This is a genomic window from Candidatus Latescibacterota bacterium (assembly GCA_020633725.1).
Classification (GTDB): Bacteria; Krumholzibacteriota; Krumholzibacteriia; order JACNKJ01; family JACNKJ01; genus VGXI01.
The window spans coordinates 425359-439137 of the sequence record JACKDC010000001.1 but is presented as its reverse complement, the minus strand read 5'-3'; the positions used below and the strand labels follow the sequence as shown (position 1 = coordinate 439137).

16 protein-coding genes are annotated in these 13779 nt (G+C 71.1%); 2 read left to right on the top strand and 14 right to left on the bottom strand.

Features of this window, described 5'->3' with window-relative positions; genetic code table 11:
• Nucleotides 1-151 precede the first annotated feature (151 nt).
• Entirely contained in the window at nucleotides 152-1975 is a 1824-nt protein-coding gene (locus H6693_01915) for a peptidylprolyl isomerase (GenBank protein MCB9514929.1), read from the top strand.
• 30 nt (nucleotides 1976-2005) lie between these two features.
• Here H6693_01915 and H6693_01910 read toward each other — a convergent pair whose 3' ends face one another.
• From H6693_01910 to H6693_01845, 14 genes are all read right to left on the bottom strand, one after another.
• The gene (locus H6693_01910; protein ID MCB9514928.1) at nucleotides 2006-2431 is read right to left on the bottom strand and encodes a twin-arginine translocase TatA/TatE family subunit; all 426 of its coding nucleotides are present in this window, start codon (nucleotides 2429-2431) and stop codon (nucleotides 2006-2008) included.
• On the bottom strand, nucleotides 2425-2694 hold the full coding sequence (locus H6693_01905; protein MCB9514927.1) for a DUF4321 domain-containing protein: 270 nt from the start codon (nucleotides 2692-2694) through the stop codon (nucleotides 2425-2427). Before H6693_01905 ends, H6693_01910 begins: the two co-directional genes overlap by 7 nt.
• A 24-nt stretch (nucleotides 2695-2718) precedes the next feature.
• Entirely contained in the window at nucleotides 2719-3243 is a 525-nt protein-coding gene (locus H6693_01900) for a LytR C-terminal domain-containing protein (protein MCB9514926.1), read from the bottom strand.
• A gap of 10 nt (nucleotides 3244-3253) precedes the next feature.
• Nucleotides 3254-3742, bottom strand: a complete 489-nt coding sequence (locus H6693_01895; GenBank protein MCB9514925.1) for an HIT domain-containing protein — start codon at nucleotides 3740-3742, stop codon at nucleotides 3254-3256.
• Entirely contained in the window at nucleotides 3743-4537 is a 795-nt protein-coding gene (locus tag H6693_01890; GenBank protein ID MCB9514924.1) for an NTP transferase domain-containing protein, read from the bottom strand.
• Entirely contained in the window at nucleotides 4518-5411 is an 894-nt protein-coding gene (locus H6693_01885; protein ID MCB9514923.1) for a pantoate--beta-alanine ligase, read from the bottom strand. Before H6693_01885 ends, H6693_01890 begins: the two co-directional genes overlap by 20 nt.
• Nucleotides 5411-6268 (bottom strand): 3-methyl-2-oxobutanoate hydroxymethyltransferase, encoded by an 858-nt coding sequence (gene panB, locus H6693_01880; protein ID MCB9514922.1) that lies wholly within the window; start codon nucleotides 6266-6268, stop codon nucleotides 5411-5413. The genes H6693_01885 and panB overlap by 1 nt, the downstream gene beginning before the upstream one ends.
• Before the next feature lies 1 nt (nucleotide 6269).
• Nucleotides 6270-6932, bottom strand: coding sequence for a deoxynucleoside kinase (locus H6693_01875; GenBank protein ID MCB9514921.1), 663 nt, complete (start codon nucleotides 6930-6932; stop codon nucleotides 6270-6272).
• Entirely contained in the window at nucleotides 6913-7443 is a 531-nt protein-coding gene (folK, locus tag H6693_01870; protein MCB9514920.1) for a 2-amino-4-hydroxy-6-hydroxymethyldihydropteridine diphosphokinase, read from the bottom strand. Before folK ends, H6693_01875 begins: the two co-directional genes overlap by 20 nt.
• Nucleotides 7440-7805, bottom strand: coding sequence for a dihydroneopterin aldolase (gene folB, locus H6693_01865; GenBank protein ID MCB9514919.1), 366 nt, complete (start codon nucleotides 7803-7805; stop codon nucleotides 7440-7442). The genes folK and folB overlap by 4 nt, the downstream gene beginning before the upstream one ends.
• A 207-nt stretch (nucleotides 7806-8012) precedes the next feature.
• Nucleotides 8013-9695 (bottom strand): T9SS type A sorting domain-containing protein, encoded by a 1683-nt coding sequence (locus H6693_01860; protein MCB9514918.1) that lies wholly within the window; start codon nucleotides 9693-9695, stop codon nucleotides 8013-8015.
• 141 nt (nucleotides 9696-9836) lie between these two features.
• Nucleotides 9837-11462: a chaperonin GroEL gene (groL, locus tag H6693_01855; protein MCB9514917.1), complete on the bottom strand. Its 1626-nt coding sequence runs from the start codon at nucleotides 11460-11462 to the stop codon at nucleotides 9837-9839.
• 87 nt (nucleotides 11463-11549) lie between these two features.
• On the bottom strand, nucleotides 11550-11834 hold the full coding sequence (gene groES, locus H6693_01850) for a co-chaperone GroES (GenBank protein ID MCB9514916.1): 285 nt from the start codon (nucleotides 11832-11834) through the stop codon (nucleotides 11550-11552).
• A 154-nt stretch (nucleotides 11835-11988) separates the two neighbouring features.
• On the bottom strand, nucleotides 11989-12498 hold the full coding sequence (locus H6693_01845; protein ID MCB9514915.1) for an ATP-dependent zinc protease: 510 nt from the start codon (nucleotides 12496-12498) through the stop codon (nucleotides 11989-11991).
• A gap of 257 nt (nucleotides 12499-12755) precedes the next feature.
• Between H6693_01845 and H6693_01840 the strand changes: the two genes are divergently transcribed.
• Nucleotides 12756-13760: a hypothetical protein gene (locus H6693_01840; GenBank protein MCB9514914.1), complete on the top strand. Its 1005-nt coding sequence runs from the start codon at nucleotides 12756-12758 to the stop codon at nucleotides 13758-13760.
• Nucleotides 13761-13779 lie beyond the last annotated feature (19 nt).

The following is a 13779-nucleotide window of genomic DNA, read 5'->3' as shown; positions in this document are numbered from 1 at the left end:
CTGGCCGGCCCCCGCTCAACCTTTCGGTTGCGGCGGCCGAGACCTTGTGCTAAGTTGTGCCCCTTCAGTGAATTGACCGCCCCGGCCGGGACGGTCCTCGTTCGCAACCCCCGTCAGCCGTCACGTGCCGTAGCGCAGGGAGGGGCCTTTCATGTTGAGCCAGATGCGGCAGGGACAGTTCATCAAGACCGTCCTCTGGGTGGTGGTGGTCACCTTCGTCGCCACCATGATCTTCGTCTGGGGCGCCGACCTGCAGGGTTCCGGCTGCGGCACGCGCGCGCCGCAGGGCGAGCAGTGGGCCGGCATGGTGGGCAAGCAGCCCATCAGCCTGGCCGAGTACGACCGCCGCCTGCGCGAGGCCATCAGCCAGATGGCGCAGGGACGCGAGCCCGGTCAGGTGATCTCCGAGGACGAGCGCCTGCGCGTCAGCGACCAGATCTTCCAGCAGATGGTCAACGAGGCCCTCTTCAAGCAGGAAGTCGATCGCATGGGCCTCGAGCCCAGCGATCAGGAGATCGGCGACGTCCTGCAGTACGACCCGCCCGACTTCCTCAAGCAGCAGTTCCGCGACGAGCAGGGCAACTTCAACCAGGACGCCTACCAGCTCGCGCTGAACAACCCGAACGTCGACTGGAAGCCCCTGGAGGCCTTCGTGCGGTCGAGCCTGCCGGCCGAGCGCCTGCAGCAGATGCTCATGAGCTCCGTGCACGTGGGCGAGGGCGAGGTGCGGCAGGAGTACGAGCGGCGCTTCCGCAAGATGACCGTGCGCTACGCGGGCCAGACCTGGCGCGACGTCGTCCTCGAGAACGAGAACCCCGGCGACGAGACCCTGCGCGCCTACTTCCAGTCGCACCTGGACGACTACCAGCTCGACGAGCGCTACCGCATCGACGCCGTCCGCTTCTCGCGCGATCCGAGCCCCGAGGACGACGCCTACGTCAAGGACCGCATGGACTTCCTGCGCCAGCAGATCCTGCAGGGCGGCAAGACCTTCGACCAGATGGCCAAGGAGTGGTCCCAGGACCTCAGCAACGCCGACAAGGGCGGCAACCTGGGCTGGTTCGGCAAGGGCGTCATGGACCCGGCCTTCGAGCAGGCCGCCTTCGCGCTCAAGGAGGGCGAGGTCAGCCAGCCCGTGCGCACCCGCTTCGGCTATCACCTCATCAAGCTGGACGGCAAGCGCGACGAGGCCGGCCAGGAAGAGGTGTCCGCGCGGCACATCCTCCTGCGGGTGGAGCCCAGCTTCGCCACGCAGGACAGCCTGACGACCCTGGCCGACTCGCTCTACGCCCAGGCCACGCGCGACGGCTCCCTGGCCACCGCGGCCGCATCGCTCGGCGTCGAGGTGCTGAGCCCGCCCCCCTTCACGCAGCGCCAGTCCATCGAGGGCATCGGCTTCAACAGCTCCGTGAAGTCGCGCGTGGAGCGCATGAAGCCCGGCGAGATCACCAAGAGCTTCGCCGCGCGCGACGCGGACTACCTGGTGCAGCTCATGGAGGTCCTGCCCGCCGGGCCGTCCGACTTCGACACCGAGCGCGACAAGGTCACGCGCGACTGGCGCGAGAGCCAGCAGCGCGCCGTCGCCCGCCAGAAGGCCGCCGCCCTGCGCGCCGCCATCGACGCCGGCGCCAGTCTCGACGCGGCCGCCAAGGAGCTGGGGCTCGAGGCGGTCGAGACCGACCCCTTCGCCCGCCGCGACTACATCCCCGGCGTGGGGCGCCAGGGGGCCTTCCAGGACGCGGCCTTCATCATGAACCCGGGCGAGACCAGCGGCGTGGTCGAGACCCAGGAAGGCGCCTACGTCTTCACCCTGCTGACCAAGCCGGAGTCGGACAAGACCAGCTTCCCCACGGAGCGCGACAAGATCCGCGAGCGCCTGCTGAGCAGCGCGCAGCAGCGCTTCTTCGAGAGCTGGATGACCGAGCTCAAGAAGCGCTTCCCGGTGAAGGACTACAGGGACCAGTACTACAAGTAGTCGCCCGGCCGGGGCGACGACGCCGGCGGACTAGGAGGCGGATCCGGGGTTGTCCGGGTCCGCCTCGTCGTTTGCGGGGTCGTCGGCGGGCTCGGTCGCGCGACGCGCCTGCTCCGCCTCGGCCTCCGCGTCTCGGTAGGGCGCGTCGGGATCGGCCGGCGCCGCGGCGACTGCCGTGACGGGTGTCTCGACGGGCGTCGGGTCGGCGGCCGCCGTGGGCAGCTCCCGCGCCTGGCGCGCGGCCTCGCTCGCGCGGCGCGAGGCGGCCTCCGCGTCGGGATCCACGCTGCTGTAGAGCTCGCGACGGAGCTCGCGGTTCGCGTCGCGCAGCTGCGCCGTGACGCGGCTCAGCGTCCGCGCGATCTCGGGCAGACGCTTCGGCCCGAAGACCACCAGCGCGATGGCCAGCACGAGCAGGAGCTCCTGCCCGCCCACGCCGCCGATGAACGCTACCACGCCCACTTGAGGAGCTGGATCATCACGAAGATGCCCAGCACGGAGAGCAGGTTGAAGGTGAGGCTGAAGCCCAGGGTGAAGCTCACCACCAGCAGGTTCACCGTGAAGGGCTCGAGGGTGAAGCTGCGCGAGTAGGTGAGGACGTCGCGGGGAATGCCGTCCGGGAGCACGATGCCCAGCAGGTCGCCGAGCAGGGTGCCCACGGCGATGCCCAGCAGGATCGCCAGCACGATCGTCTTGAATGACTTGCGGTGGAGGGACATCGGTTCACCTCGTCGTGCGCGGGATCAGGGCTCGGGCCAGCGGTAGTCCGACCAATCTTGCCCCAGGACCAGCGTCGCGTCCAGCATGAGATCGTCCCGCCGCTGCAGGATCACCGGCACGCCGCCCAGGCGCCGGGCCAGGTCGCGGACGGCATCGAGGCGCTCCGGGCTGCTGCTGCGCACCAGGAGGAGCGTCTCGGGGAAGGGATAGTCCGGGGCGTTGTCCCGGTCCAGGGCGTCCACGCCCCACTCCCTGAGCCCTTCGCCGCGCTCCAGCGCCAGGCGGTTGACCCCGGTGGCGTTGAGGATCTGCAGGCGCAGCGGCGCTTCGTTCGGCGCGGCCGCCGCCGCAGGCTGGGGAGCGCCCCCGGGGGCGGACGTCGCGTCCCCCCCGCCCGGCAGGACGTCCCGGACACGGCTCAGCGCCGCGTCCGCCCCGTGCCGCCAGCGCGGTCCGTAGCGCAGTCCCAGCGAGACCACGAGCAGCAGGCCGAAGGCGACGACCAGCCAGCGCGAGGCCGACGGACGCCGCCGCGCCGCGGGACGCAAGCGGCCCACCTCAGGCGCCGTCCGGGTTCGGGGCGGCGAGCGCCGCCGCGAGGCGCGCGAAACTGTCGGCCAGGTCCTCGGGCACCACCCGCGTCTGCCCCACCGTGGTGATGAAGTTCGTGTCCCCCACCCAGCGCGGCAGGAGATGCACGTGCAGGTGGTCCGGGATGCCCGCCCCGCCCGCGCGGCCGAAGTTGACGCCCAGGTTCATGCCCTCGGGGCGATAGGCGCGGCGCAGCGCATCCTCCACGCGGGCCAGCAGCGGACCGAGCTCCTCGCGCGCGGCGGCGGGCAGGTCGCCCAGCCAGCGCAGATGGTGGCGGCTGATGAGCATCACGTGCCCGCTGCAGTAGGGAAAGGCGTTGAGCGCCAGGTACCAGTGCTCGGTGGCCAGCAGCTGGTCTTCCGGGGAGTTCGCGAGGCGGCAGAAGACGCAGCCCTCCTCGCGCGTGCCCTCCACCACGTACTTGCGCCGCCAGGGTGTGAACAGGTGCTCCACTCAGTCCCCCCTCGACTCCAGCTCGGCCTCCAGCGCCGCGAGCTGCTCGCGGTCGTTGATGCCCGCGATCTCGCGGGGGTCGTCAGCGAGGCGGGCGGCCACCCGCTGGCCGCGCGCGCGTAGAATGGCCAGCGTGTCCGTCAGGTAGTACTCGCCCTGGTCGTTCTCGGGACGCAGCGCGTCCAGGGCCTCCAGCAGCGAAGGCGCGCGGAAGCAGTAGATGCCCGCGTTGATCTCCCGCACGGCGCGCTCCGCCTCGCTGGCGTCGCGGTGCTCGCGGATCGCGACGACGTCCCCCGACGGCTCGCGCAGGATGCGCCCGTAGCCCGTGGGATCCTCGAACTCCGCCGAGAGCAGCGTCAGGGCCACGCCGGCCTCGCGGTGCGCCGCGAGGAGCCCGCGCAGGGTCTCGGGACGGATCAGCGGCACGTCGCCGGCCAGGATCAGCACGTCCGCCTCGCCGAGCGCGAGCAGCTCCTGACGCGCCACCTGCACCGCGTGCCCGGTGCCGTGCTGCTCGGCCTGCAGCACGTAGCGGAGATCGCCCTCGTCGTAGCGGGACATCTCCTCCTTCACGCGCTCGGCCTGGTGCCCCACCACGACGAGCTGCGGACCGAGGCCCGCGTCCCGCGCCGCCGCCAGCACCCAGGCCAGCAGCGGACGTCCGCCGAGCGTGTGCAGGACCTTGGGCATGTCGCTCTTCATGCGCGTGCCCTTGCCCGCGGCAAGGATCAGCGACGCGCAGGCCGCGCCGCCGCCCTCGCGCGGCGGCGTCTCAAAACAGGAGGGTCTCATGGATGCCTTCCTCTCCCAGACTGAAGACGTGATTGTCGATGAGCCGCGCCGGCCCCAGCCGCGCGGCGCAGGCCACCAGCAGCAGCCCCCGCTCGGGGACCCGCGCCGGCGGCTCCAGGGTGGACGGATCCACCGCGGCGAAGTACTCGGGCGACAGGCCCGGCGCCGCCGCCAGCCGCGCGAAGCCGCGCTTCGCGAGACGCAGCGGGTCCCGCTCGCCCCCGCGCAGCGCCGCGCCCGCGTCCTCGAGGGCGGCGAAGAGGGCCGGCGCTTCGGCGCGCTGCTCCGCGCTCAGGTAGGCGTTGCGGCTGCTCATGGCCAGGCCGTCCGGCTCGCGCCGCGTGGGCGCGAGGCGCAGGCGCAGCGGCCAGTGCAGCGCGTCCACCATGCGCTTCACGATGAGCGCCTGCTGCGCGTCCTTCTGTCCCAGGATCACCGTGTCCGGCTCCACCAGGTTGAAGAGACGCGCCAGCACGTTGGTCACGCCGTCGAAGTGGCCTGGGCGCGTGGCGCCGCAGAGCCTGTCGAGGCCCCAGTTCACGCTCACGGTCGTGCGGTCGCCGGGCGGATAGATCGCGGTCGCCGCCGGCGCGAAGCAGGCCTCGGGGGCGAGCGGCGCCATCGCGGCGAGGTCCGCCGCCAGGTCGCGCGGGTAGGCGGCGTAGTCCTCGCCGGGACCGAACTGCGTGGGGTTGACGAAGACCGAAACCAGCAGCCGGTCGGCGTGCTTCCGCGCCAGGCGCATGAGGTCGAGATGCCCCTCGTGCAGCTTGCCCATGGTGGGCACGAAGGCGAGCGACGCGCCCTCGGCGCGCAGGCCGCGGCGCCAGGTCCTGAGCGCCGCCACCGTGTCCAGCAGCAGGGGCGTGGCCATCAGCCGCCGGCCTCGTCCCGGCCGCGACCGCGGGCGCGCGGCTTGGGGTTGCCGGGCGCGAAGCGGTGCTCCTCGGCGGGGAAGCGTCCCGCGCGCACGTCCTCGCAGTAGCGGGTCACCGCCCCGCTCACGTCCCGCTCGATCTCGGCGAAGCGCTTCACGAAGGTGAGGCCGCCCTCGCCGTAGCCCAGCATGTCGTGAAGGACGAGGATCTGCCCGTCGCAGCGCTCCCCGGCGCCGATGCCGATGGTGGGGATGCGCAGGCGCTCGCTGATGCGCTGGGCCAGGGTCCAGGGCATGCCCTCCAGCACGACGGCGAAGGCGCCCGCGGCCTCGAGCGCGAGGGCGTCGTCGACGAGCGCGTCGGCGGCCGCCTCCTCACGCCCCTGCACGCGAAAGCCGCCGAAGGCCAGGTGGCTCTGCGGCGTGAGGCCCAGGTGTCCCATCACGGGGATGCCCGCCGCGACGATGGCCTCCACGGCCGGCGAGCTGCGCCGTCCGCCCTCCAGCTTGACGGCCTCGGCGCCCGCGGTCTTCACGAAGCGCCCGGCGTTCTCGAGCGCCTGGGCCGTGCTCACCTGGTAGCTCATGAAGGGCAGGTCTGCGACCACCATCGCGCGCTGCGCGCCGCGGGCCACGGCGGCGACGAGCACGAGCATCTCCTCCATCGTCACCGGCAGGGTGGAGTCGTAGCCGAGCACCACGTTGGCGGCGCTGTCGCCCACGAGGACGATGTCCACGCCGCAGGCGTCCAGGATGCGCGCGCTGGGGTGGTCGTAGGCCGTGAGCGCCACGATCTTCTCGCCGCGCGCCTTCATGGCCGCGAGCGTGCGCGTGCCGACCTTCTTCGTCGCCATGTCAGCTCTCCCAGTTGGGCACGTAGTAGAGCGTCCCCTCGAAGGGCGTGAGGATCCGGCGCACCAGATCCTCGAAGTGCTCGGGGTGGGCCACGAAGTTCACGTTGTCCGTGTTCACCACCAGCAGCGAGGACTCCCGGTAGTGGAAGAAATAGTGGTTGTAGGCTTCCGACAAGGTGGCCAGATAGCGCGGCTCGATGTCCTTCTCCATGCGCCGGCCGCGCCGGGCGATGCGCTCCAGCAGGCTCTCCACCGAGGCCTGCAGGTAGATCACCAGCTCGGGGCGCGGCACGCGGGGGGCGAGGACGTCCGCCACCTGCTTGTAGAGCGCCAGCTCCTCGTCGCTGAGGGTGATGTTCGCGAAGATCAGGTCCTTCGCGAAGTGGTAGTCCCCCACCACGCGGCGCTGGAAGAGCTCGCCCTGGAAGAGTTCCTGCTGCTGGCGGTAGCGCGAGAGCAGGAAGAAGAGCTGGGTCTGGAAGGCGTGGCGCGCGGGATCCGCATAGAAGCCCGGCAGGAAGGGGTTCTCCTCCACCAGCTCCAGGTTGAGGCGGGCGTCGAAGCGGTCGGCGAGCAGGCGCGCGAGGCTGGTCTTGCCCACGCCGATGACGCCCTCCACCACGATGTAGCCGGGCAACTGCCCCTCAGCGCGCGTCGCCGTCACGGCGCCACCACCCTTCCTCGCAGTCGAGACGCCGCACGGGTTGCGCGTCGCCAAGGTCCGTCAGCATCCTGTCCACGCGGCGATCGTCGGCCGGGTGCCGCCAGTCCGGCCGCAGCTCGGCCAGCGGCGCCAGCACGAAGCGCCGGCGCGGGAGGCCCGGGTGCGGCAGCGCCAGGCCCGGGCCGCTGCGCACGGCGTGGGCGTAGTACAGCAGGTCCAGATCGAGGACGCGAGGCCGTCGCGGGCCGCCGGCGGGTCGCCCGGCCTCGCGTTCCAGCCGCTGGGTGCGCGCGAGCAGGTCCGCGGGCGCGAGCGTCGCCCGGCCCACCGCGCAGCAGTTCCAGAACGCCGGCTGCGCCTCCCCCACCTCCACGGGCGCCGTCTCGTAGACGCCGCTGACCTCCATGCCCTCCAGCAGCTCGTCGTCCAGCGCGCGCAGCGCGGCCGCCAGGTTGGCCCGGCGATCGCCCAGGTTGCTGCCCAGCGACAGCGCCACCTCGGCGGCGCTCACGCCCGGCGCTCCCGGCGCAGGCGCACCTCCACCTCGCGGCAGGTGTTGGGAAAGGGCAGGTTCATCTTGCGCAGCGACACCTCCACGCCGGCGAGGCGGGGAAAGTGCTGCAGCAGCCCGTCGATGACACGCTGCGCCAGATGCTCGAGCAGCCGGCAGCGGGTGCCGCCCGCGAGCTGCTGGGCGGCGACGTAGATCTCCTCGTAGCTCACCGTGTCCACCAGGGCGTCCGAGGCGGCCGCCTCGCTGAGGTCCACGTCCAGCTCCAGGTCCATGAGCAGGCGCTGCCCCACCTGGCGCTCCGGGTCGGAGGCGCCATAGTAGCCGTAGACGATGATGTCCTTGAGGCGGATGCTGTCCATGGGATCCTCGGTGGGAGCGGGCGGAGACGGCCGCCGGCGACGAACGCGGTGGAGACTACGGACGGTCCGACAGGCTGTCAAGCGCAGCCCTCGCCCACGGCGCGAGCCCGCGCGTCGGTCGGCGATCGCAAAGAAAATGCCCCGCCGAGGCGGGGCAAGGGGGGCTTGGCGCGGGATTCGGGCCCTTGGCGGGCCGGAGGCGCTGACTCAGCGCAGGTGCAGCAGCTTCTTCGTGTCGCCGAACTCGCCGGCGTGGAGGCGCGCGAAGTAGATGCCGCCAGGCAGCGCCTGCGCGTCCAGCTGGGCTTCGTAGGCGCCCGCCTGCTTCTCGTCCGACACGAGGGTCGCCACCCGGCGGCCCAGCGCGTCGTAGACCTCCAGGCTGACGAAGCCGGCGACGGGCACCTTGTAGCGGAGCGTCGTGCTGGCGGTGAAGGGATTCGGGTCGCTGTTCAGCAGGGCGAGCGGCGCGGCGGGCGTGTCGCCGGCGGCGGTGGCGCCCAGGGTCATGCGGCCGTAGTAGACGTCCTGCTCGCCGTTGAAGGTGGCGGCCCAGGCCAGGTTGAAGCCCTGATCGTCCGAGACCATGTGATAGTAGTCGCCCATCTTGTCCTGGTTCGGCCAGCCGAGATGCGGATCGAAGGCCTCGGACAGGCGCTCGTTGGCCGACCAGGTCAGCCCGCCGTCGTCGGAGTGGGAGTAGTAGAGCGAGGACAGGTAGGTGCCCGGGTTGTCGCGCGTGTCGAGCCAGATTGCGTCGATGCGGCCGGAGGGACTCGTCGACATGGTGCCGAACCACTGCCAGCCGGTGCCCGCGTCGTCGTTCACGCGGACCGGCGCGCTCCAGGTCAGGCCGCCGTCCGTGCTGCGCGAGAAGCCGACGTCCAGCGGATCCGTCCCCGCCGGATTGACCGAGCAGAGCGCGCAGATCACCACGCCCTGCGGGCCGCCGGGGATCGCCGCGACGTGGGCCTGGCCGAGCAGACCGCCCGGGTTGGGGCCCGTGCTCGAGCGGATGGGTCCGCCCAGGTCCACCACGGTGACCGCGTCCCAGGTCACCGACTGTCCCGCCTGCTGGGCGTTCGAGGAGCGCGCGACCGTGAAGTCGTCGCCATTGGTGCCGATGGTGAAGAGGCGGCCGAGGGGATCCACCGTGAGCGTCCCCCAGTAGGGATCGTCGGGGATCGTCGTGCAGTTCTCGTAGGAGTCGCCGCCGTCCGTGGACCGGGTGAAGAAGCCCGGCGGACAGGTGGAGAAGAACCCGTTCCAGTAGGCGTAGATGTGGCCGTCGCCCACGCCGCCGGACTTGTCGATGGTCATCCACTGCTTGTCGCCGCCGCGGGCGCGGACGCCGCCGTCCCAGGCCATGCCGCCATCGTCGGAGCGGTAGACGTCGCAGGGGTAGTCGTTCCCCTCGATGGTAAGGCTGTTGTAGTAGAGGCGGCCCGCCGCGTCCGAGTCCAGCACGGGATCGGAGCGGAAGACGCCGGGCTCGATCACGCCGGGGAAGGTCCAGGTCAGGCCGCCGTCGGTCGTGTAGCCGTAGCCGGCCTGGCGGAAGTTGTTGGTGACGCTGTCGAACTGCCGCCAGCCGATGACCATGCGGTTCGGGTCGAGCGCGTCCACGGCGATGGACGGTTCATTGGCGGCGTCGCCGACGATGTTCTGCCCGAGGGCGTCGACGTTCACCTGGACGGCCAGGAAGGACCCCCGCGCGAAGCGCATGGCCGGCGAGCGCGGATGCTCCACGCGCGGCGAGGCGACGTAGGGATCGTCGGGCACCTCGTGGTGGCGTTCCCGCGCGGTTTCGGTCGCGCTGGCGAAGGCCGCCGGGAGCAGGATGAGAAGGGCGAGGACGGCGAACCGGCGGAGCGTGGGTGTGTTTTTCATGACTCAAGTAGACCAGATGTGGCCCTGCAAGTCAACGTGGGCGCGGCTCGCGACGCGCGCCTTCCCCCCAACGAAGAACCCCCGGAGCGCTGCCCCGGGGGTCCGTCGATTGCGCTGACGTGGTCGTCGAGGCCAAGTGGCCTAGTACATGCCGCCCATGCCGCCGCCCGGCATCGCCGGCGCCTTGTCGGGCTCCGGGATGTCGGCCACGATGGTCTCCGTGGTCAGCAGCAGGCTGGCGATGCTCGCCGCGTTCTGCAGCGCGCTGCGGGTCACCTTGGCGGGATCCACGATGCCGGCCTTGAACATGTCGACGTACTCGCCCTTGGCCGCGTTGTAGCCCATGGCGCCCTTCTCGGTCAGCAGGCGCTGAACCACGACCGAACCCTCGACGCCGCTGTTCTCGGCGATCTGGCGCAGCGGGCTCTCGAGCGCCTTGCGGACGATGTTCACGCCCGTCGCGACCTCGGCGTCCAGGTCCTTCAGACCGTCGAGACTGGCGATAGCGCGGATCAGCGCGACGCCGCCGCCGGGGATGATGCCCTCTTCCACCGCGGCGCGGGTGGCGTTGAGGGCGTCCTCGACGCGCATCTTCTTCTCCTTCATCTCGGTCTCGGTGGCCGCGCCGACGTTGATCACCGCGACGCCGCCGGCCAGCTTGGCCATGCGCTCCTGCAGCTTCTCGCGATCGTAGTCGCTGGTGGTGTCCTCGATCTGGCGCTTGATCTGCGAGACGCGGGACGCCACGGCGTCGGACTTGCCGGCGCCCTCGACCACCGTCGTGTTGTCCTTGTCGACGGTGATGCGCTTGGCCTGACCCAGGTCCTGCATCGTCGCGCTCTCCAGCTTGCGGCCGGCCTCCTCGGCGACCACGGTGCCGCCGGTGAGGATCGCGATGTCCTCGAGCATGGCCTTGCGGCGGTCGCCGAAGCCCGGCGCCTTCACGGCGCAGACGTTCAGGGTACCGCGCAGCTTGTTCACCACCAGCGTGGCCAGGGCCTCGCCCTCGATGTCCTCGGCGATGATGAGCAGCGGCTTGCCCGTCTGGGCGACCTTCTCGAGCACCGGCAGCAGGTCCTTCATGCTGCTGATCTTCTTGTCGTGGATGAGCACCAGCGCGTTCTCCAGCACGGCCTCCATCCGCTCGGCGTCGGTCACGAAGTAGGGGCTGAGGTAGCCGCGGTCGAACTGCATGCCCTCGACGACCTCGAGATCCGTGGTCAGGCTCTTGGCCTCCTCCACGGTGATGACGCCGTCACGGCCCACCTTGTCCATGGCCTCGGCGATGAGCTGGCCGATCTCCTCGTCGTTGTTCGCGGAGATGGCGGCGACCTGGGCGATCTCCTCCTGGTTGCTCACCTCGTGGCTCTGCTCCTTGATGGACTCCACGACCTTCGCTACGGCCTTCTCGATGCCGCGCTTCAGGTACATGGGGTTCACGCCGGCCGTCACGTTCTTGAGGCCCTCGTGCACGATGGCCTGGGCCAGCAGCGTGGCCGTGGTGGTGCCGTCGCCGGCGACGTCGTTGGTCTTGGTCGCCACTTCCTTCACCAGCTGGGCGCCCATGTTCTCGTACGGGTCCTCCAGCTCGATCTCCTTGGCGATCGTCACGCCGTCGTTGGTGACGGTGGGGCTGCCGAACTTCTTGTCGAGGATGACGTTCCGGCCACGGGGGCCCAGGGTCACCTTGACGGCGTTCGCGAGCTTGTCCAGTCCGCGCTTGAGCGAATCGCGGGCGGCGACGTCGAACTCGATCTGCTTGGCCATCTCTTCCTTCTCCTTCGGTCGTTGATCGAACGGTAACGCGTCGGGGCGCCGCCGCGCGGCGCCGCCTTGTCTCCTGCGAGGGCGGGTCTAAAGGACCGCGAGGATGTCGCTCTCACGCAGGATGATGAACTTCTCGTCGTCGATGGTCACTTCGGAGCCCGAGTACTTGCCATAGAGCACCTTGTCACCCTTGCCCACCTCGAGCGGCAGACGCTCGCCGGCGTCGGTCAGCCGGCCGGGGCCGACCTCGACGACCTCGCCCTTCTGGGGCTTTTCCTTGGCGGTGTCCGGGATGATGATGCCGCCCTTCTTGACCTCCTCCTCATCGAAGGCCTTCACGAGGATCCGGTCAGACAACGGCTTGATGGACATACTCCAACCTCCATGGATCGTTGGGCCGAGGCGGGGCCGTCGCGCCGAGGCCGCGTCGCCTAAAGCATTACTTTGCAGTGGATTTAGCAGTCGAATGGCGCGATTGCTAGCGCTTCGCGGCGGAATATAGACAGGGTTGCGGAGGCGTGCAAGCCTATTCGGCTGCTTTTTCCGGCCCCCCCAGCGGCAGGAGCGGCGCGGGCGCGGCGCGCCGCGCGCGCACCGGATGCAGGTAGCTGCGGGCCGGATCGAGACGGAAGCGGCCGGCCAGATCAGCCCGCCCCAGATGCAGGAAGTGCTGGCGCCGGCTGGGCACGAGCGCCAGCTCGCCCTCCCAGATCTGCTCGCCGAGGGCCAGCCGCGCCTGGACCACGAAGCAGCGCCCGAGCCCTTCCCCCAGCCGCGTCCGGCGGACGTAGAAGGCGTGCACGGGCTGCAACCTTCCCTGCCCGCGCCCCACGGGCACCTCCAGGCGCAGGACGAGCCGGCGCCGGCCGTCGGGGTCGCGCATGCGGCCCACCCGCTCGACCCGGGGCACGGACAGGGTCGACAGCGGCGACACGGGATCCATCAGCGCCTTCAGGGTGATGCCCCAGTCCGGGAGCGTCACACGCTCCTTCCAGCCCACCAGGGGCGGCGTGGCCTGACCCTCGCTCGTGCTCACGGCCTGCGCTCCTTCCCTCCGCGGCGGGAAATCGCTCAAGCGGCGCCCGCCGCGGCCGATACCAAGGGTGCGCGGAGGGCTCGTGACGCTTCTCCCCTAGGCCCTTCGCTGCACTGCTCCACTGCTCTCGCCGCGCGAGGGCAGGCTTCTCCCGGGATCCCGGCTCGCTCAGCGGGCCGGGATTCTTCATCCAGCACTATACCGGATCCCGGCTCGCGGCGCTCTCGCAAAGGCACGATGCTTGCCTGACCCGGCGCATGGCCGTCCCGTTCACGTGCCCGCCGCGCGCCCTGCTGGGCGCCTGCCTGCTGCTCGGCATCGCGCTGGGGACGGCCGGGTCCGCCCAGGCCCAGCGGCTCTTCCGCCAGGAGCGCAGCGCCACCTACGCCGACGGCAGGACCATTCCCCCACTCAGCGTCAGCGAAGACCTCCTCGAGACCGGGCCACGGCGTGAGTTCGCGCTCCCCGGCGGGCGGCGGCTGCTCGTCGTCGGCGCGCTCTCGTCGGACCGCGAGGCGGAACTCTCCGACGTGGCCGCACTGGTCCGCGAAGCGGTGGCCCATGCCACGACCGCCACGGGCCTGCCCTTGCCCGGGAACATCCTGCTCTGTCTGCTCGAAGTGGAGCGCGTGCCGACGGCCTACCGCTTCGAGGCACGCGAGCCATCCGACGCGTCCTGGTGCGAGCTGCGCCTGGCCTTCGTCGAGCGGTCGCGCCCCCTGCTGGGGCCGGGCGCCACGCCGGAGTTCCTCGAACTGCTCTACGACACGCTCCCCCACGAGCTGGGACACGACCTGCTGGACCAGGTGCCGGGGTTGCGTCAGGACCTCGACGGCGGACCCTCCACCGGGACGCGCTGGTTCTGCGAGGGAGTCTGCGAGCTGATCGCGAAGAGCTTCGCCCAGCGGCTCGACCCGCAGCAGGCCCGACGCTACCGGGCAGATCGCGACGTGGGCTCCGCGCTGCGGACGGCCGGCTGGCTGCAAGCGCTCCTGGACTGGCGCCAGGACTCGGCGCTCGACCCCGCGGCCGAGTCCCGGGCCTACGGCCTCGCCTGGCGGTTGGTGGAGACCTGGGACGACCACCGCCCGCTGCGTGAGCTCCTCGCGGAGCTCGCACGTTCGGCGACACCCACGGACGGCCCGCGCCTGCGCGCGCTTCTCGCCCGCGATCTCGGCACGGACGAGGCAACGCTCGCGCTCGCCCTCGGCGCCCGCCGCCCGGACGAGCCGCTGGCGGCGGGCCTGGGGACGCAGCCCTGATGCCAACGGCACGGGCCGC